Here is an 18,909-nt window from a genome sequence, read left to right on the forward strand (position 1 = left end):
CCGGGCAGCAGGTCAGGCGGGAGGGGGCTGGCATTTCGGGCAGAAGTAGATGTCCCGCTCCTCTTCGCCGTTCGGCTTGCCCAGGAGGCCACGCTGGATGGGTGTACCGCATTTCAGGCAGGGCCGCCGTTCGCCCCCGTACACCCAGTAGCCGGGCCTGCCGGCCATCCTGCCCACAGGCAGGCCCCGGGGGTTGAGGATGGTGACGCGGCGCCCCGGGCCCAGGTTGACCTCCAGGAGCTGCTTGGCGTCGGTGATCATGGTCCGCACGTCCTCGACGTCTGAGACCGGAGTGGCGGGGTGGACTCCCGACAGGAAGCAGGCTTCGCAGCGGTAGATGTTTCCGATCCCCGCGAGATTCCGCTGGTCCAGGAGCGCCACACCGATGGGAACCTCAGGGCGTGACCGGACGCGGCGTTCAGCCTCGTCCAGGTCCCAGTCGGGGCCCAGCAGGTCCGGGCCGAGGAACCCAACGAGGGAGTCCTCGTCGGCGGTGGCCACCACCTCAACGATTCCAAGGGAGAAGCCGACGGCGTCAGCCACGGCCGTGCGCAAAACGCACCGGGCGGTGAAACCCGGCTTGCGCCACCTCCCGCCGGGCGGATAGACCTGCCAGGCTCCTTCCATCTTCAGGTGCGAGTGGATGGTCAGCCTTTTGGCGTCCGGGCTGACCACCCGCATCAGCAGGTGCTTGCCCCTGGGGATCACCTCGTCGACGGTCCAGCCGGACAGGTTCAGCGTGGCGAACCGGGGCACGCGGAAATCCGAGGCAATCAGTGTCTGTCCCGCCAGGGCTTCATGCAGTTGGCGGGCGGCCCGCCAGACGGAATCGCCCTCAGGCACGGATCCTCAATCCCTTCGGTGTGGAGTAGGCGCCGGCGGCGCTAAGGGCGACGGCGACCGGGGTATCCAGGATGCCCTGGCCGTTCACCTTCTCCATGATCAGCTTGTCCACTGCTCCCCGGGTCACCACACCCACCAGCGCCGCACCTGCCGCCGCCAGGACGGCGTCGTCTTCGCTGAAGGCCAGCAGGGTCTTGCCGCCGCGCTCCACGTAGAGAACGAGTGCACCGTCCACCAGCACAACCAGGGCTCCGGCTTTCCGGCCCGGCCGGTGGCCGGTACCGGCGTCATCCTGCAATGCCGGCCAAGGGAGGGCCGCGCCGTAGGGGTTGGCGGGATCGGTGGCGGCGAGGGCCAGGGCTACTGGTTCGGCCTTGGCCAGCTGGGTGTCCTCCGAGTAGGAGCGGAGCCGGTCCACCGTAGCCGGCACGGCGAACTGGGCGGCACCAAGGTGCTCGATAAAGTAGCCGCGGCGGCAGCGGCCGGCTTCCTCCAGCCGGGCCAGCACCTTGTACATGAGCCCGAAACCGCCCAGGATCTGCTCAGCCATTACAGAGCCCCTGGTGACCACGCCGTAGCGGTCCAGCAGCAGTTCCGCGGTGGCGCGGGCATGGATGGTGGCATCGAGTTCAGGCTCGGGCAGGGCAGACCAGCGGCCCGCGGCAGTGGGCGGGGTGGAAGCCCCCTGCGACCCGTATCTGCCACCCGACAGTCCGGGGGATCCCATGAGGCCAGTGCCATGGGAACGGCCCAGGCGGCTGAGCCGCGGTGCCCTGGAACGGGGGGCGCGGGCCACTTGGCGGTGGGCTGTGTGGCCACCGGCAATCAGGGCCCGGACAGGGGCGAACGTGTCCCCGGTGATCCTGCCGGCCCAGGCGAGGTCCCAGAGTGCACCCACCACCTCCTGGTCACTGAGGACGGCATCCATGCCCCCGGCCACCTCGGTCAGCTGGCGGAAGAAATACCCGCCGCCGTTGTTCCGCAGGTGGTCCAGGAGCCGGTGGCCGGCGTCCCCCGGCTCAAACTCGGCTGATGGGTTGAGCGTCAGTTCCACCGAGTCCGCCAGATGAAGGCTGATCCAGCCGTCATTCCCCGGCAGCGCCCCGGCCCCGGACCAAAGCACTTCACCGGCCGCCATCAGTTCATCCAGCATCGCGGGCTGATAGTTGGACACCCGCGTAGCCAGCACCAGGGGTTCCCATGCCGAGGCGGGAACGGGAACCCCGGAGAGCTGGTCAATCGCGGTAATGATGCCGTCCAGTCCCCGCAGCGAGGGCTGGCCGCGGCCGCCGCCCGGGGTCCTGACATGCTGCCATGCGGGCAGGAAGCGTCCGTAGGCGGCAGCGTCCACCGGCTCCACTTCCGCGCGCAGGGCGGCCAGCGAACGACGGCGGAGCTTGCGCAGGACTTCGGCATCGCACCATTCGCTGGCGATGGTGTGCGTGGTGCCGGCGGGGGAACCGGCAGCAGGGGCCGGCAGTTCGTCCGTTGGCTGTGTTCCGGCCGCGAGGCCGGACTCCTGGGCGGATTCCTGGGCGGATTCCTGCGTGGATTTCAGGGCTGTGCCGTCGTGCATTGGGGCGGGCTCGGGCTGTGCGGCCCCGGGCGGGGTCGCGTGCGGCCTGAATTCGCCTTCCACCACGCGGCCGTCCGCCGCCAGGCGTTTCAGCGCGGTGCCCACCACGGCCGCGCCCAGGCCCAGCCGGGCCGCGGCCTCCGCGGCGGTGAAGGGGCCATGGGTGCGGGCGTACCGGGAGACGAGGTCGCCCAGGGGATCGGCAACCGGCTCAATGAAGGCCAGCGGAACACCCATCGGCAGTGGCACGCCGATGGCATCGCGGAGGCGGGCTGCGTCCTCCACCGCAGCGTAGCGTTCCACGCCGCCGATGTTGACCTTGATGGCACGGTTGGCCCGCTGCAGCGCCAGGAGGTGGGCGGCGGCTTCCGCCGCAGTGGCGGAGGGGGTTTCGGCGCGTGCAGTGTCCACGGGCTCAACCACCGGTTCGCCGGACTCATTGACCGCGGTTTCGCCGGGCTCATCCACCGGGGTTTCGGCAGGTTCCAGCCGCCAAGCGGCCTCTTCCGGATCCAGGGGCCCCAACAGCCGCAGCAGGTCCGCCATGCCTTCCATTCCGCGTGCACGGCGGTCCGGGGCCAGGCGCTGGAGCTCGCGCTCGGTGGCGTCGATGACCTTGGCGTCCAGGAGTTCGCGCAGCTCCACCCGGCCCAGCAGCTCATTGAGGAGCGTGGAGTCCAAGGCCAGGGCGGCGGCGCGCCGTTCCGCGAGAGGGGAATCGCCCTCGTAGAGGAACTGGGCCACATAGCCAAAGAGAAGGGACTTGGCGAAGGGTGAGGGCTGTTGCGTGGTGGTCTGCACGATCCGCAGTTCCCGCCGCTCCACCGACGCGGCGATGTCCTTCAACGCCGGCAGGTCGTAGACATCCTGCAAGCACTCGCGCACAGTCTCCAGCACGATGGGAAAGGTGGGGTATTTCCGGGCCACATCGAGCAGCTGGGCGGACCGCTGGCGCTGTTGCCACAATGGCTGGCGTTTCCCGGGGGTCTGCCGCGGCAGCAGGAGCGCACGGGCCGCGCATTCCCGGAACCGCGAGGCGAACAGGGCGCTGCCACCCACCTCGGCGGTGACGATCTGCTCCAGTTCCTCGGGATCGAAGAGGAACAGCTCGGCGCCCGGCGGCTCGTCCTCCATCATGGGCACCCGCAGCACAATGCCGTCGTCGGCCGCCATGGCCGAGCCGTCCAGGCCATAGCGTTGGTGGAGCCGCTGCCCCACGGCCAGGGCCCACGGCGCGTGTACCGGCATGCCGAACGGGCTGTGCAGGATGACACGCCAGTCGCCCAGTTCGTCGTGGAACCGCTCCACCACCAGCGTGGTGTCGCTGGGGACCACTTCGGTGGCCTGCTTTTGTTCGGTGAGGTACTGGATGAGGTTGTTCGCGGCGAAGTCGTCCAGGCCGCTGGCCTTGCAGCGTTCGGTGGCAGGGCCGGCATCGGACGCGGACAGTTCGCGGACAAACGCGCCCAGCGCGCGGCCCAGGTCCACCGGCCGGCCCAGGGAATCGCCCTTCCAGAACGGCAGCTTGCCGGGCTGCCCGAACGCGGGGGAGACCAGGACCCGGTCGTGCGTGATGTCCTCGATTTTCCAGCTGGTGGCGCCCAGGGCAAAGACGTCGCCCACCCGGGACTCGTAGACCATTTCCTCGTCCAGCTCGCCCACGCGGCGGCCGCCCTTGGGAGCCCGCGCCGGTTTGCCGTCCTCGGAGGGGGAAGCGGACCCCTCCTGTTCAGTGCCGATGATGTAGACACCGAACAGGCCACGGTCAGGAATGGTGCCGCCGGACGTGACGGCCAGGCGCTGTGCTCCCGGACGGCCCTCAATGGTGCCGGCATTTCGGTCCCAGATGATCCTTGGCCGGAGCTCGGCGAATTCGTCGGACGGATACCGCCCCGCCAGCAGGTCCAGGGTGGCCTCGAACGCCGACCGGGGCAGGGAAGCGAAAGGTGCCGAGCGCCGGACGGTGCTGAACCATTCCTCGACGTCGATGCTGCCCAGGGCCGTGGCAGCCACGGTCTGCTGGGCCAGGATGTCCAACGGGTTGGCAGGGATGCTGAGCCGCTCGATCTTGCCGTCCAGCATTCGCTCGACCGTGATGGCGGTGTGGACCAGGTCAGCCCGGTGCTTGGGGAAGAGGACGCCCTGGGAAATTTCGCCCACCTGGTGCCCTGCGCGGCCCACCCGCTGCAGGCCGCTGGCCACCGACGGCGGCGACTCCACCTGCACCACCAGGTCCACGGCACCCATGTCAATGCCGAGCTCCAGCGATGACGTGGCCACCACGCACCGCAGCCGCCCGGACTTGAGGTCGTCTTCGATCAACGCGCGCTGGTCCTTTGATACGGAACCGTGGTGGGCGCGGGCCAGCACCGGGTCCGCCCCGGCAGAGCTGCCGGCCTGGGCCATCATGTGTGCGGGCGTGGCGGTTGACGCTGGAACGCCCGACGCCGGTCCCCCCACAGTGCCCGGCCCGGCCGCCTGCCCTTCCAGACCAGGATCGTCCCAGCCGCCACCCACCGCCATCAGCTGGCGCTCGGCGTAGATCTCGTTGAGCCGGGCCGTAAGGCGCTCGGCGAGGCGCCGGGAGTTGGCGAAGACGATGGTGGACTGGTTGGCCAGCACCAGGTCAACGATCTTTTCCTCCACATGCGGCCAGATGGACGCCTGCGGCTGCAGCCCGGATGCCGGGCCGGAGTCGAACGCCCCGGCTGCGCCCTGCAGGTCCGACATGTCCTCCACCGGCACGGATACCGTCAGGTCCCAGTTCTTCCTGGCCGGCGGCGCGACGATCTCCACGGTCGCCGAGCCCGCAAGGAACTGGGCCACGAGTTCCTTGGGCTCCACGGTGGCGGAAAGCCCGATGCGCTGTGCGGGTTTGGGCAGCAGGGCGTCCAGCCGCTCCAGGGATACGGCAAGGTGTGCACCGCGCTTGGTGCCGGCCACGGCGTGGACCTCATCGATGATGATGGTGTCCACCTCGGCCAGGGTCTCCCTGGCCTTGGAGGTGAGCATGAGGAACAGCGACTCGGGTGTGGTGATGAGGATATCCGGCGGGTTGCTCAGCAGCCCGCGGCGCTCGGCTGCGGGAGTATCCCCGGACCGGACTCCCACCGTGATCAGCGGCGCGGGAAGTCCAAGCCGCTTGGCGGTCTGGGTGATGCCGATCAGCGGGGAGCGCAGGTTCCGTTCCACGTCCACGCCCAAGGCCTTCAGGGGCGAAATGTAGAGGACGCGGGTCTTGCGCTTGGGTGCCCGTTGGCGTTTGCCCTTGGCCGGCGCCTCTGCAGCGGCAGGCTCAGGGGTGTGGGACGCCGAGACCAGGAGCCGGTCCAGCGCCCAGAGGAAGGCCGCGAGGGTCTTTCCCGAACCGGTGGGGGCCACCACCAGCGCATGTGAGCCGGAGGAGATGGCGTTCCAGGCCCCGGCCTGTGCAGGTGTCGGTTCCAAGAACGCGCCCAGGAACCAGTCCCGGGTAGGCCGGCTGAACTGGCCCATCGGCGCAGCCGTAACAGAGGCGCCACCGCCGGCAGGACGCTGTTCCTGGTTCATGCCTCCATCATGCCCCAAGGCACCGACACCCAACTCCGTGACGGCTACAGGCTCCGCCCCCAGCAGAACCCCGCCGCCTCCAGCCCACACCGCTTATTGGTATGCCACACATGATGCGGTGCCGCTTACACAGTCCGGGCCTCCGGCAGGTCCGTGGTGGCAGGGCCCTCAAGCAGCTTGCCCTCGTTCGTGAAGCGCGAGCCGTGCAGGGGACAGTCCCACGTCTGTTCGTTGTCGTTCCAGTGCAGGATGCCGCCCAAATGGGTGCAGACCGCCGACAGCCTGCACGTGTTTCCGCCAACAGTGGACACGGCCACGGGCCGGTTGCCATGGCGGTAGACCTTGCCCTGGCCTTCAGCGGGGGCGGCGGCGGATGCAGCACCCGCGGGGACAGGTGCTGTGGTGGCAGTCTCCTCGGAAGCGGGCATGGCAGGCCGGTCCTTGCCCCGCTTCAGGCCGTCGAACCTGCGTCCCTCGGCAGTCACCTTCCCCCAGTCCGAGGCCAGCCTGGCTGCCACCCCGGCGTTCAGGGCGACGGCGGAGAACGCCCCGGCCGGTGACGTGACGCGGTGGTGGATGGTGTCTGCCCAGGGCACCTGCCCGCCGAGGATGTCCGCCGATATGCCCAGTGCAGCGGCGACGGCGTTGGTCATGCCCCATTTGTTGTAGCCGGTGCCGAAGTAGATCTGGCCCTTGCCCCGGGGGAGCTTGCCGAAGAACGGCATGAGGTTGGTGGGCATGTAGTCCTGCGCGGACCATGTGTGGGTGGTGGCGGCGCCGGGGTAATGCTTTCCTGCCCAGTCCAGCAGGCCGGTGAGGTGGGCCTTCTCAGAGTCCGTCCTGCCCACCTGGTGGCCGTGCCCGCCCACGAGCAGCAGGTTCTTCCCGTCCACTTCGTAGTCGCGCAGGGAATGGGTGGGCTGTTCGACGGAAATGTACATGCCCGGCGGCGGCGCCTGGTCCTCCTGCAGTTCCAGTGCTGCTGCGTAGGAACGGCTCGGCTTCAGCTTGGCGAAATACAGGCCGCGGTCCAGGACCGGGATGCCGGTGGCCAGCACTACCCTGTCCGCCCGGACGCTGCCCCGGTCGGTCCGGACAGCAGAGGGTGTGTCGCCGGTCACGTCCCGGAGCCGCACACCGCTGACGACGTGTCCGCCCCGGCTGCGGATGTCCGCCATCAGCGCATCAAGGACGTCCATCGGGTTGATCTGGGCCTGGTCTCGCAACCGGACCGCGCCGTGGACAGGAAACGGCAAGCCGGCGTCGCGCACGTAGTCCACGTCCAGCCCTGCAGTTCCCGCGGCGCTGATCTCTTCCCGCAGCTTCTCGGTTCCTTGGGCGGACGCAGCGTACGTGTAGGCGGTGCGGCGCTGGAAGGGCACTTTTTGTTCCTCCAGGTAGCGCAGCAGCCAGGCCTGTCCCTCCCGGTTACCGTCCACGTAGGCCTGCACCTGTTTCTGCGAATACTGGCGGGCGAGCTGGGACAGGAACGTTCCCTGCAGCAGGCTGACCTTGGCGGTGGTGTTGCCCGTGGTGACGGCCCCCGGGTAACGGGCCTCCAGCACCAGCACGCTTTGCCCTGACCTTGCCAGCAGCAGGGCGGTGACCAGTCCGGTAAGCCCCGCACCCGCCACCACGGTGTCGTATTTGGAGTCCGGCTCGAACGGATCAGAGACAAAAGGATCCCTGCGGTCCAGCCAAATCGACGTCATGCCAGTCCAACCTGCCTTCGGTCCAATGCCCTCACAAGCCGTTTTTGTGATGGGTCCGTTATGCGCTCCTGCTACCCGCGGCGTATTTGCTAAGTATACTTACGATGTCGGGGTTTAAGTCTATGGTCGGCAGTATTGGTCACGCATCGCCCGGCAGCCAGAACGCACAACGACACAAGCAGGAGATGTCATGACAACCATGAATTCCGGCGGTCGCACCGTGGGCCGGACCAATATCCAAAAAGCCACCCTTGCCATGGGCGTGGTATTCCTCCTGGTGGGGGTCCTGGGGTTCATCCCGGGCATCACCTCCAACTATGAATCCTTGGGGTTCGCCGGACACGGATCCGGAGCCCTTCTCCTGGGTATCTTCCAGGTTTCGATCCTCCACAACATCGTCCACCTGCTGTTCGGCATCGCGGGCATCGCCATGGCGCGCACCGCCGCTGCCTCGCGGAACTATCTGGTGGTGGGCGGAGCCATCTACCTGGTGCTCTGGCTCTACGGCCTGCTCATCGGCCAGGACAGCGCCGCCAACTTTGTCCCGGTCAACACTGCGGACAACTGGCTGCACTTCATCCTGGGCGTGGCCATGATCGGGCTGGGCGTGGCTCTTTCCCGCGGCACCGCCCGTGCCGGCCGCACCACCACAGCAACGCGGTAGGCACTGAAAGGGCCGCGTCGGAGCGGAAGCGTCCGACGCCGGCCCAACAGCAGAAAGGCGGCCCGGCCTATCAGCCGGGCCGCCTTTCTGTCATTCCAGGGGCATTCATAAGTGGCCTGGCGGTCAGGCGGGCTGGAATGCTCCGATGCTGAGCAGTGTGATTTCCGGGTTGCTGCAGGCTGTGGTGGGCTGCGGGATGAACAGTGAGTCTGTGTCCTCCGGCGGGTAGATCCGGTAACCCGCGGCGTCCACGGCCGCGCAGTCCTGGTAGTTGCGGGCCTGCGTGTAGCGGAGGACGGCGGTGCCGGTCTGGCCGGGGGCAAGGAGGACGTCCACGACGCCGGCCGAATCATCCCGTGTTGCCGGGGCGCCGATTGGGGCGCCGGTGGCGTCTGCCACCAGGGAGACACCGGGATAGCCGCGGAGGATGCAGGGGTCGGAGCCCTTGTTGGTGAGGTTGAGCTTCATGTAGACACTGCCTGCCGCGCCGCCACCGGAGGCATCGGTGGCGGCGGTGAGCCCCGCGGCCTTGCATAGGCCGGGTTCGCCTGCCGGAGTAGTGCCGGGGGCGGGTGAGGCCGGTGTGGCGGTGGCGGGCGACGAAGACGCCGGAGGCGGCGTGGACGCCGATGCCGTGGGGGACTGGCTGGCCTGCCCGGTGGCGGGCGACGTCGTCGTCTGGGACTGCGGCTGGCTTGGACCACACGCGGTGAGCAGCAGCGCTGCCGCTGCGGCCGCCGTCGTCATGGCAAACCCCTGGGAAATTTTCTGAGACCTCATGGCACCACCTTCGCGGTAGCCGTTGCCCGCGTCAACGATGCCACATGCAGTAGGCACAATTTGATGCCCGGATCGTGATGATCCGGGCATCAAATTGCGTCCTTACTCGTTGCCGGCCGGCCCGGGGCCGGCCACGTCACCGGCCTCTGCGCGGCGTGCGCTCTTGCTTCGGAGCAGGGCGGCGCCGCCCAGGACCAGCCCGCCCACGCCGGCGGCGAGTCCGGTCCAGCTCCGGGCCTCGGCACCGCTGTCGGTCACAGCCGCGGCCTGGCTGGTCCCGTGGGCTGCGCCAGCTGCCCCGTGGGCGTCTCCGCCGGCCGCTGCGGTGAGGGTGATCGAGGGCGCGGGCGCCTTCAGGTCGTGCGGGTCCTGGCCGTCGGCGGTGATCTGTGACCAGTCCGTCTGGCCGCTTTCGCAGGTCTGCAGCGTGGGGAAGTGCAGGGTTGCGCCCGCACTGTCCGGCAGATGGACGGACAGGACCAGGGCGTCGCGGAGTTCGGGGCTCAGCGGCGTCTTGGCTGTATAGACAATCTGGCTGGTCCGCTTTGTGATCGACGTACCGTCCGGGAGCTTGCGGGGCTCGGCGAACTGTTCGGTTACCTTCTCCGCGGTCCAGTTGGGATTGACCGTGGGCTGGGCATCGTTCAGCTCCTGCGGCAGCGTGATGGCCACTTTGGTGGTGGGGGACGTATCGCAGCCGTGGGGGATTCCGAACGTTAGCAGCGCGTAGGAGCCGGCGTCGGTCTTGTCCGGCGTCACCCCGACGTGGGCTGAAGCGCCGGCCGCTGCGGCGAGAAGCAGGACGGCTGAGCCGGCGGCGGCTGCGGAGGCGGTCAGGGTACGGCGAAGCAATGGGGTTGTCATGGGTTGCCTTTCGGGCGCACGCCCCTGTCGAGGCGCGCAAAAGTCTGGTCCCCGGCGCCGGGAAAGCCGGTGCCGGGCTTTAAAGGGGGAGCACGACGGCGGAAGGCGGGCCGCGCCGGCTGTCTTGGCGGAGGTTGCGCCAGGGGGCGCGCCGCAAGGGGGCGTGTTTGAACAGTCCGTCCAGGCGGACGGCAGGCAGCGGTGCGACGGGGCGGGGAAGGCCGGCGAAGGGCCGCAGCCAGCCGGCCAGTGCCCACAGGGCGGTTTCGCCTTTGGCGAGCAGCAGTGCGCAGCCCATCGTCGCTGCCGCATGCGCCCCGAGCATCAGGGGCGCCAGGCCGGGGTCGGCCGGGCTCAGGTGTTCGGTCAAAGGAGCAAAACCGTGCAGCGCAAGCAGGCTGTCGCTGTGCAGGTGGGCCGGCGCTGCCCTGGCTGCCACCCCTGGAAAGGGGGTGGAGAAGGCAGTGAGGAGCTCGTGCAGGGCCAGCTGTCCGCCGCCCAGGAGCGCGGCGATGGCGGGGAAGGAGAGCCGGAGCCGGGTGGCGACGGTGCTGACAAGCGCGGTCAGTGCCAGTACGGCAAGGAGGATGACGGGGGCCGGCAGTTGGCCTCCACCGGCTACGTGGGCGCCGGCGGCCAGGGCCAGGGTGCCTGCCGCCAGGGCAGACGCGCGGAGGAGGTGGAAGGGCGTCCGCGGAAGGGAACCATGCACGGCTGCTCCTCCTGCTGTCAGCCGGCACTGCACATTGCAGGCCGGATCCCCTTGCTGGTCCGGAACAAAAGCTCCGGCCTTCCAGATTCTACCGGCATAAGCAAGGGGGCCGGGGCCTGTGACGGCGTTGAGGGGCGGCGTTAGACTGCCAGCGTACGTGTTGGCGATCGAAGGAGAAGTTCATGGACTACACCGGAAGCCAGTCGGAGAAGGTCATTCACGCCGGTGAACTGGGCCGCAGCCACATCGGGCAGACAATCAGCTTCCAGCCGAACGAGTTCACCGTCGTCTTCGGGAAGCTCGCAGGGATTGCACGGACGGAAGCCATGGTCTACCTGTCGCTGACGGGAGTGGGAAACGGCACCCACCTGAAGGATGAATACGATTTGCCCGTGACCCATGATGTCTACGTGCCGGTGGACGTCATTTCCAACGCGGAGTCCACCATCAAGGACCTGTTCGGGAAGGTCCAGGAGAACCTCCGCGGTGGCGGCCACAAGGGCGGCGAGGACCGGACGGACCGGCTGTAGCCTGATGAAGAGTGTGAAAGGGAAGGCCGGCACATTTGTGCCGGCCTTCCCTTTCATGAGCTGGTCTCGGTGAATCTGCTGCGTGCAGGGGCGGTTCCATTCCCGGCCATGCACGCCAATGTCAGGCGGCCGGGATCCGGAGGACTTCTGCCGCCGCCCGCAGGTAAGGCGCGGGGTCGGCGTCGGTTCCGGCAGCCCATTCCAGCCACGCCTGGAAGGTGGCGGCGATGAAGGCGGCGCACACGTACCCCGCTGTTCTTTGCGGCACACCGGCTGCCGAGAGGTAGGCCAGGGCCTCCCGGCGCTGCGCCCCCAGCGCCTCATGGCTGTGGCTGAGCAGTTCCGGGAGCTCTGCAATGAGCCGGAGGCGCGCCCGCGCCAGCCCTGGATCAGGCAGAGCGGCCGCCCCGGCAGCCACCGCATCGGCGAGGCCGCTGATAGGCGGGCGGGGCCGGGCTGGACTGCCGGCGCCGGTGTCCCCCGTGCCGGTGTCCAGGGCGCGCAAAGATGCCTGGAGGGCCGGTTCCATGCCGCCCCACACCAGGTCCGCCTTGGTAGCGAAGTAGCGGTAGAGGCTCTTCCTCCCGATTCCCGCTGCCTGGGCGATGTCCGCCATGGAGGTGTTGCCGTATCCATTGCGGGCAAACAGGTCCATGGCCATGCGTGCCACTGAGTCGGCATCGATCGTCGCCGGCCTGCCCGCCGCGCGCGTGGTTTCCCCGTCCACTGCTGTGCCTCCATCCATATCGCGTACCATTGCCGCCCTTCCATAATGACACTGCGTGTCATAAAGTGTGGCCATTACGCTCCCACTCTGGAAGGACATCATGGGCAACGACGCATCATGGCAGGAAGTGGTTACACAGGGCCGTTTCGCCGGCAAGACCGTTATTGTCACGGGTGCAGGCTCCGGCATCGGGAAGGCAACCGCGCTGCGGGTTGCGAAGGAAGGCGGCCGGGTGATCGCTGCCGATGTCAGCAAGGAGCGCCTGGACGAACTGGTGGAGCAAAACCCGGGGCTTGACCTGGTTCCGGTGGCGGGGGACACCTCGACGGAAGAAACAGTGGCCGCCGTGGTGGCGGCTGCCGGCGGACGCGTGGACGCATTGGCGAACGTTGCCGGCATCATGGACAAGTTCGCCCCGATCCATGACGTCGATGACGAAACCTGGGAGCGCGTCTTCCGCATCAACGTCACTGCCCTGATGCGGCTCACTCGGGCCGTGCTGCCGCTGATGCTGGAAGCAGGCGCTGGCTCGGTGGTCAATATCTCCTCGGAAGCCGGGCTGCGGGGTTCCGCCGCCGGCGCAGCCTACACCGCGTCCAAGCATGCCGTGGTTGGCCTCACGAAGAATTCGGCTGTCATGTACGGACCCAAGGGCCTGCGCTTCAATGCCGTGGCCCCGGGCGCCACCCTCACGAACATCGTGGCCGACTGGGGATCGCAGATGGCGGCCGAACGGCTGGGCCCGCTGATGCAGGCCAACATCCCGGCGCCCGCCACCGCCGCCCAGCTCGCTGCGTCGATCACGTTCCTCCTCAGCGACGACGGCACCAACGTCAACGGCGCCGTCCTCGCGTCCGACGGCGGCTGGTCGGCACTGTAGGCGGCGCCGGCGCTGCCCGGCGGCAGTTAAAAGCAAGCGGGCGACGGCGGGAGGTCCCGCCGTCGTCCGCGTCCCTGTGGGGCCGCTCGGGCCTGCTGCGATTAGTACGCCTTAACCCGCTGCTCCACCACGAGATGGATCAGCGCAAACACGCCATCCCTGTCGATGGCCGCCAGCGCCGCATCCAGGGCGGCCGGCACGTACCGGTCTTCGGTAACGGTGATGCCGAAGCCGCCGAAAGCCCTGGCCATCAGGGCAAAATCCGGGTTCTTCAACTGCGTTCCGGACACGCGTTGCGGGTAATGCCGTTCCTGGTGCGTCCGGATGGTGCCGTACTCCTGGTTGTCCATGACCACCACCAGGGGCGTGGCGCCGTACTGGGCCGCAGTGGCGAGCTCCTGCCCGTTCATGAGGAATTCGCCGTCTCCGGCGATGGTCACCACGCGCCGTCCGGGCCCGGCCAGTGATGCGGCGATCGCGGACGGCACCGAGTACCCCATGGAGCCGTTGCGGGCGCTGATCATGGAGGCGTAGCGACGGGTGGGGAAATACCGGTGGGCCCAGTTGGTGTGTTCGCCGGCCCCGAACGTCACCATCGCATCCCGGGGAAGACGCGGCACGAGGTTGGCCATCAGGGTGTCCATCCTCGCCTGGCCGGGAGCCGGAGCGGCCGGAGGAAGCGCAGCGAAGGCTTCCTGCTCGGCCCGCATCCGTGCCGTCCAGGCCTTCCACTCCTCCTTGACCGGCAGGTCGATCTCCTCCAGGTCGCGGACGAAGGCGTCCGGTTTGGCCAGGATCTGCCGCGACACGGGCCCTGACCGCCCCCGTAGCGACGGGTCCGCCGTCACCAGGAAGTTCTTCTTGCTCCAGTCCTGCCGGCACACGAATCCGTCAGTGATCACATCTCCCGGCACCGTGCCCACGAACACCAGGAGGTCGGTCTCCTCCAGGAGGTCATACGTGGGCCGCGGCCGGCCGTATCCGATGGGCCCCACGTAGGACGGCGAATCGAAGGACACCGTCCCCTGCGTCCGCCATTCGGCGGCGGCCGGGATGTGGTGCCGCTCCAGCCAGGCGGTGAAGCGATCGGCCGCCTCCTGCGTCCAGTCGTTGCCGCCGGTGACGAAGAGTGGCTTGCTGGACACCGCCAGGGCAGCCTTGAGCGCTGCGGAGTCCGTGCCGCTCAGGCCCCCCCGCGGCTACGGGTATGGCGGGGTGCAGTGCGGGACTTATCTGCTGGCGGATGACGTCCTCGGGCAGGCCGACAACCACGGGCCCGGGCCGTCCGCTCATCGCGGCGAACATGGCTTCGGCCACGATTTCGGAGGCGCGTTCCGGATGGTCCAGGACCATGACGCGCTTGGCGCCGGTATCGAACCAGGACTTGATGTCGAATTCCTGGAACGCCTCCCGGTCCCGGTGGGCAAACGGGATCAGGCCCACGAACAGCAGCATGGGGGTGGAGTCCTGCCAGGCGGTGTGCAGGCCCACATGCGCATTCGCGGCCCCCGGTCCCCGGGTGACCATCGCGACGCCGGGACGCTGCTGCATCTTGCCGTCCGCCTCCGCCATGTACGCGGCCCCGCCCTCATGCCGGCAGACGATGGTTTCGATGCTGGACTGGTGCAGGCCGTCCAGCACGTCGAGGAAGCTCTCGCCGGGAACCACGTAGGTGCGTTCCACGCCGTGGGCCACCAGCGAATCGACAATGACGTGCCCGGCGGATTTAAGGGCCGGCACCACGGGTTCCTGATGATCGACGACGGCGGCGGGCAGGGGAAGGGAGTCGGTCAGGGTGGGCTGCGGTTCTGGTGTCATGGTCTTTCTTTAGCTCGAAGGGTGGCGGAGGGGCCTGGTCAGGAGATGGGCGCCCGGTTGGCGATCACGGGCGATGTCCCGGTGAAGCCTTCGCGGGTTTCGGCGATTTCGCGGATGCGGTGGCGGCAGGCGTACCAGCCAACGACCATGAGGATGGAGGCGATGGCGGTGACGAGCATGGTCAGGGGGGAGTCGATGAAGACCATGACCAGGACGCCCACCAGGAAGACCAGCGACAGGTAGCCGGTGTAGGGGGCGCCGAACATCCTGAAGGAGGGGCGCTCCACCCAGCCTTTGTCGGCCCAGCGTTTGAGCTGGATCTGGCACAGCACGATGGTGGCCCAGGTCATGATGATGCCCACGGAGGCGATGTTCAACACGATCTCGAACGCCTGGGCCGGAACCAGGTAGTTCAGCGGAACACCCAGCAGGGACACCACGGCGGTGATGGCAATGCCGCCGTAGGGGACACCTGCTTTGTTCATCCGGGAGGCGAACTTGGGGGCGGAGCCGTTGACGGACATGGAGCGCAGGATCCGGCCGGTGGAGTACAGCCCGGCGTTCAGCGAGGACAGGGCTGCGGTGAGGACCACGAGGTTCATGATGACGTCCACGCCCTGCACCCCGATGGAGCCGAAGAACGTCACGAAGGGGCTGACGCCCTTCTGGTAGGACGTGAACGGCAGAAGCAGGGCCAGCAGGATCACCGAGCCGACGTAGAACACGGCGATGCGGAAGACCACGGAGTTGATGGCCTTGGGCATGATCTTTTCGGGGTTCTCGGTTTCGCCGGCGGCGGTGCCCACCAGTTCGATGGAGGCGTAGGCGAACAGGACGCCCTGCATGAGGATGATCATGGGCAGCAGGCCGTTGGGGAAGATCCCGCCGTTGTCCGAGAGGAGGTTGATGCCTACCTGCTGGCCGTCCACGGGGGTGCCGAAGATGACGAAGTAGGTGCCGATGATCAGGAACGCGACCAGCGCGGCGACCTTGATGAGGGCGAACCAGAATTCCATTTCGCCGAAGACCTTCACCGAGACCAGGTTCAGGGCCAGGACCACGATGAGGGCGGTCAGTGCCCAGGCCCACTGCGGGACGTCGGCCATCCAGGGGACGTAGTTGCCGAAGAAGTGCATGTAGAGGGCGGCGGCGGTGATGTCCACGATGGTGGTGGTGGCCCAGTTGATCCAGTAGAACCAGCCGGAGACGAACGCGGCTTTTTCACCGAAGAATTCGCGGGCGTAGGAGACGAACGAACCGGACGAGGGCCGGTGCAGGACCAGTTCACCCAGGGCGCGGAGGATCAGGAACGCGAAGAAACCACAGACGGCGTACGCGATGACCAGGGACGGGCCCGCGGCGTTCAACCGGCCGCCCGCGCCCAGGAACAGGCCGGTACCGATCGCACCGCCGATCGCGATCATCTGGATCTGCCGCGGCTTGAGATTCTTGTGGTAACCCTTGTCCTCCGCGTGCAGGGAGGTCTCTGACGCATGCGCGTGACCACCATCGATAACGTGGTCGAACTCAACCTCTTCATTGGGGTTGTTGGGCATGGGGTATTCCTTTCGATCCGGGGAAGATCTTGCTGGAGGGGGAAACTTAGAAGACTGACCAGCCGGTGCGGTCGGAGAGGTCGGCAAGGGCTGCGGTGCCGGCAAGGGAGTTGCCCTTGGCATCCAGCCGGGGACTCCAGACGCAAATGGCGCACTGGCCCGGGACGATGACCAGAATGCCGCCGCCTACCCCGCTCTTGCCGGGCAAACCCACCCGGTAGGCGAATTCGCCGGCGGCGTCATACATGCCGCAGGTCAGCATGATGGAACCGATCCGTTTGGCCTCGCTGGGGGACAGTACCCTGCCGGATGTTCCCTGACCGTTGTTGGCGAGGAACAGGCCGGCCTTGGCCAGCTGAACGCAGGTCATCATGATGGAGCACTGGCGCACATAGTTCTCCACGACGACGGCGGCCGGCCGGGTGAGGTTGCCAAAATCCTTGAGGAAGTGCGCCAGGGCCAGGTTGCGGCTGCTGCTCTCCAGCTCGCCGGCAGCGGTGGCCTCTTCAATGAACGGGACCGGTCCTCCGGGGTTACCCGCCTGTTCGGTGAGGAACCGCAGGAGTTGCGTGGCGGCGTCGGGCGCCTCTTCCAGCAGGTGGTCGGTGACCACCAGGGCGCCTGCATTGATGAAGGGATTGCGCGGAATGCCCTTTTCGGCCTCCAGCTGGACCAGGGAGTTGAAGGACGTTCCAGAGGGTTCGCGCAGCACCCGGGACCAAAGACCTGTGGACCTTCCGCCCTGCAGGGCCATGGCCAGGGTGAACACCTTGGAAATGCTTTGGATGGAGAAGGGAACGCCGGCGTCCCCGGAGCTGAAGACCTCGCCGGAGGTGGTGGCAACAGCGATTCCGAAGCGGTCAAACGGGACCGTGGCCAGGAAAGGAATGTTGGTGGGAACGCTGCCGGCGTTCTGCCGGGGCCGGTGCCGCCGGACGATGTCCTCGAGGAGGAGGCCCAGGGGCGGTGCGCTGAGTGTGGTGCTCATTTCCTGCCTGAATTGTCGGTGGAGGAGGCCCACTCCTGGAGATGGAGCAGGGCCACCAATGAGTCGCGGGGGTTGCCGAAGTCCAGGCCGGTGACCCTGGCCGCCTTGGCAACGCGGTAGTAGACCGTGTTTTTGTGCAGGTTCATGCGTTTGGCGCACTCGGAGACGTCGAAGCAGGCGTCGAAGTAAGCCTGCAGGGTCGCGGCGAGGTCTGCATCCTCCTGGAGCAGCCCCGCCATGCTGCGGTGCCGGAAGGGTGAGCTGTGGAAGTTCCGGACAGCCTCGCGGTAGAGGATCTCCGCCTCGAAATCGTCAACGGTGGCCACCGTGCCCGGTGTGGCGTTCCGCACGCAGGCCAGCAAGGCCTCCGTGATGCCGGTAACCCGGTGGATGGACAGCAGATCAGGCGCCAGCGGTCCGACGGCGGCGAAGGGAGTGATGCCCAGGTGTTTGCGGGCATCCTTGACCACCGCCTCCGCAAGGGACCTCAGCCCTGCCTCCGCCGTGCTGGACTGCAGGTCCGGCATGATGACGGCGGTGTCACCATTGAACTGGCCCACGACGGCGGACGCCTTGTAGGCGGCGGCGTGAATGGAGGCCAGGTTGGCCAGTTCGCCGTGCTTGAGCGCGGCGTCGTCAGCCCGGGAATCGGCGTCGGACATGCCGATCAGGAGAAGTGCCGCGGGACGCTCCGAGGGGATCTTTCCACTGTGGGCGCTGGCCGCTGCCTCGGCGGGGCCTGACAGGATCCGGGCAACCCGGTCTTCCCGCATGTGGACGGACTGCTGGTTGCGGTAGCGGATCAGTTCGGCGGAAACCCTGGCTGCGGATCCGGTGAGGACGTACTCCACGTCAGGGCCGAAACCCTCTCCGGTCTCCTGGAGCCAGATGTAGCCCATGATCCGTTCCCCGGCGAAGAGCGCGATGGCCACCCGTTCACGCAGCCCGTCCTGGGGCCGGGCAGGTACGCGGACCGGTTGCCGGGTGCGGTGGAGTTCGCGGTATGCACCCAGGTCCTTGAGCAGCAGCTCGTACTTCCGTGGGCCGCGGCGGGACAGGATGGACGCTTTGCGGAGCTCGTCGATGTCGTTGGTGACGGTGGAGTATGCCAGGACCTTGTTGGCGGCGTCCTCGATCAGCACGTGGCTGGAGGTGAGCCTGGCCGTGGTCTGGGCGATGGCGAACAGGTCTTCCTCGAGCAGGGTGAGGACTTCGCTCTCGTAGCTGCGCGGCTGGATCCGGTCCTTGGCGATGGACAGCAGGCGGTCCCAGTCGGCGGCCGGATCAACCAGCAGGAGGCCCGAGCCCGCTGCCTGCAGGAGTTCTTCCGCTTCGGCGAGGTCTTCGCGGTTGCCCTTGACGGCTACTACCGGTGGCGGGTCTTTCAGGAGCCGCCGGAGCGCCGGCAGCGCGGAGCGGCCGCGGACACCGATGAGCAGGACAAACGCGCCGGCAGCCTGGACGGACTCGTCGTCGGCGTCGACAATCAGGAACCGTTCAATGGCCGGAGCGGAGGGGGCTGGGCGGAGGATGAGGCTGGCGAAGCCGAGGGGGAGATCCGTGAGGATGTCATCCACCGTAACCGCGGCCATTGGTTTTCCTTTTGCGTCGATCCCGCCGGACAGCTCTGTCCGGTCACTTCATGCTATCCAGCGGCCGCCGTCCTGATTATGGGCCCGGTCCCAAACGCAGGGGCGGATTTTTGGTTTG

Annotated in this window: 13 protein-coding genes and 1 pseudogene; 3 read left to right on the top strand and 11 right to left on the bottom strand. The window is 67.7% G+C overall.

The annotated features are described in order from the left end of the window. Positions 1–12: 12 nt before the first annotated feature. The 3 genes from ACR65J_RS14155 to ACR65J_RS14165 all read right to left on the bottom strand — a co-directional run bounded on the left by ACR65J_RS14155 (position 13) and on the right by ACR65J_RS14165 (position 7,680). Positions 13–843, bottom strand: coding sequence for an Fpg/Nei family DNA glycosylase (locus tag ACR65J_RS14155; RefSeq protein WP_440170022.1), 831 nt, complete (start codon positions 841–843; stop codon positions 13–15). Next, the gene (locus ACR65J_RS14160; protein ID WP_440170025.1) at positions 836–5,968 is read right to left on the bottom strand and encodes a DNA glycosylase AlkZ-like family protein; all 5,133 of its coding nucleotides are present in this window, start codon (positions 5,966–5,968) and stop codon (positions 836–838) included. Before ACR65J_RS14160 ends, ACR65J_RS14155 begins: the two co-directional genes overlap by 8 nt. Before the next feature lie 125 nt (positions 5,969–6,093). Next, positions 6,094–7,680: an FAD-dependent oxidoreductase gene (locus tag ACR65J_RS14165; protein ID WP_440170028.1), complete on the bottom strand. Its 1,587-nt coding sequence runs from the start codon at positions 7,678–7,680 to the stop codon at positions 6,094–6,096. Positions 7,681–7,870: 190 nt separating this feature from the next. Between ACR65J_RS14165 and ACR65J_RS14170 the strand changes: the two genes are divergently transcribed. Further along, positions 7,871–8,344, top strand: a complete 474-nt coding sequence (locus ACR65J_RS14170) for a DUF4383 domain-containing protein (protein ID WP_440170030.1) — start codon at positions 7,871–7,873, stop codon at positions 8,342–8,344. 123 nt (positions 8,345–8,467) lie between these two features. Here ACR65J_RS14170 and ACR65J_RS14175 read toward each other — a convergent pair whose 3' ends face one another. From ACR65J_RS14175 to ACR65J_RS14185, 3 genes are all read right to left on the bottom strand, one after another. After that, complete coding sequence (locus ACR65J_RS14175; RefSeq protein WP_440170032.1) at positions 8,468–9,124, bottom strand: DUF4232 domain-containing protein; 657 nt, start codon at positions 9,122–9,124, stop codon at positions 8,468–8,470. A gap of 102 nt (positions 9,125–9,226) precedes the next feature. Further along, positions 9,227–9,988 carry a YcnI family copper-binding membrane protein gene (locus ACR65J_RS14180; protein WP_440170035.1) on the bottom strand — a complete coding sequence of 254 codons (762 nt, stop codon included), beginning with the start codon at positions 9,986–9,988 and terminating at the stop codon, positions 9,227–9,229. Positions 9,989–10,067: 79 nt separating this feature from the next. Beyond that, entirely contained in the window at positions 10,068–10,700 is a 633-nt protein-coding gene (locus ACR65J_RS14185) for a hypothetical protein (protein WP_440170037.1), read from the bottom strand. Between the two features lie 182 nt (positions 10,701–10,882). On the opposite strand from ACR65J_RS14185, the gene ACR65J_RS14190 reads away from it, so the two are divergent. Then, positions 10,883–11,230, top strand: coding sequence for a hypothetical protein (locus tag ACR65J_RS14190; RefSeq protein WP_440170040.1), 348 nt, complete (start codon positions 10,883–10,885; stop codon positions 11,228–11,230). Positions 11,231–11,351: 121 nt separating this feature from the next. Here ACR65J_RS14190 and ACR65J_RS14195 read toward each other — a convergent pair whose 3' ends face one another. Further along, on the bottom strand, positions 11,352–11,975 hold the full coding sequence (locus ACR65J_RS14195; RefSeq protein WP_440170042.1) for a TetR family transcriptional regulator: 624 nt from the start codon (positions 11,973–11,975) through the stop codon (positions 11,352–11,354). Between the two features lie 82 nt (positions 11,976–12,057). Here ACR65J_RS14195 and ACR65J_RS14200 point away from each other — a divergent pair, with 82 nt between their 5' ends. Further along, entirely contained in the window at positions 12,058–12,837 is a 780-nt protein-coding gene (locus ACR65J_RS14200) for an SDR family NAD(P)-dependent oxidoreductase (RefSeq protein ID WP_440170045.1), read from the top strand. Positions 12,838–12,938: 101 nt separating this feature from the next. On the opposite strand, the pseudogene ACR65J_RS14205 reads toward ACR65J_RS14200, so the two are convergent. The 4 genes and pseudogenes from ACR65J_RS14205 to ACR65J_RS14220 all read right to left on the bottom strand — a co-directional run bounded on the left by ACR65J_RS14205 (position 12,939) and on the right by ACR65J_RS14220 (position 18,791). After that, positions 12,939–14,655, bottom strand: a pseudogene (locus ACR65J_RS14205) (thiamine pyrophosphate-dependent enzyme). 38 nt (positions 14,656–14,693) lie between these two features. Next, positions 14,694–16,211: an amino acid permease gene (locus ACR65J_RS14210; protein WP_440170048.1), complete on the bottom strand. Its 1,518-nt coding sequence runs from the start codon at positions 16,209–16,211 to the stop codon at positions 14,694–14,696. Between the two features lie 46 nt (positions 16,212–16,257). Further along, positions 16,258–17,199: a glutaminase gene (locus tag ACR65J_RS14215; protein ID WP_440170050.1), complete on the bottom strand. Its 942-nt coding sequence runs from the start codon at positions 17,197–17,199 to the stop codon at positions 16,258–16,260. Continuing rightward, positions 17,196–18,791: a PucR family transcriptional regulator gene (locus ACR65J_RS14220; protein ID WP_440170053.1), complete on the bottom strand. Its 1,596-nt coding sequence runs from the start codon at positions 18,789–18,791 to the stop codon at positions 17,196–17,198. The genes ACR65J_RS14215 and ACR65J_RS14220 overlap by 4 nt, the downstream gene beginning before the upstream one ends. Between the last annotated feature and the right edge of the window lie 118 nt (positions 18,792–18,909).

It is taken from the genome of Arthrobacter sp. SAFR-044, assembly GCF_059414985.1.

Coding starts and splice junctions, on each gene's coding strand:
- ACR65J_RS14175 (WP_440170032.1), bottom strand. CDS start 9,124: ATGAGGTCTCAGAAAATTTCCCAGGGGTTTGCCATGACGACGGCGGCC.
- ACR65J_RS14160 (WP_440170025.1), bottom strand. CDS start 5,968: ATGAACCAGGAACAGCGTCCTGCCGGCGGTGGCGCCTCTGTTACGGCT.
- ACR65J_RS14165 (WP_440170028.1), bottom strand. CDS start 7,680: ATGACGTCGATTTGGCTGGACCGCAGGGATCCTTTTGTCTCTGATCCG.
- ACR65J_RS14220 (WP_440170053.1), bottom strand. CDS start 18,791: ATGGCCGCGGTTACGGTGGATGACATCCTCACGGATCTCCCCCTCGGC.
- ACR65J_RS14215 (WP_440170050.1), bottom strand. CDS start 17,199: ATGAGCACCACACTCAGCGCACCGCCCCTGGGCCTCCTCCTCGAGGAC.
- ACR65J_RS14195 (WP_440170042.1), bottom strand. CDS start 11,975: ATGGATGGAGGCACAGCAGTGGACGGGGAAACCACGCGCGCGGCGGGC.
- ACR65J_RS14200 (WP_440170045.1), top strand. CDS start 12,058: ATGGGCAACGACGCATCATGGCAGGAAGTGGTTACACAGGGCCGTTTC.
- ACR65J_RS14180 (WP_440170035.1), bottom strand. CDS start 9,988: ATGACAACCCCATTGCTTCGCCGTACCCTGACCGCCTCCGCAGCCGCC.
- ACR65J_RS14170 (WP_440170030.1), top strand. CDS start 7,871: ATGACAACCATGAATTCCGGCGGTCGCACCGTGGGCCGGACCAATATC.
- ACR65J_RS14190 (WP_440170040.1), top strand. CDS start 10,883: ATGGACTACACCGGAAGCCAGTCGGAGAAGGTCATTCACGCCGGTGAA.
- ACR65J_RS14210 (WP_440170048.1), bottom strand. CDS start 16,211: ATGCCCAACAACCCCAATGAAGAGGTTGAGTTCGACCACGTTATCGAT.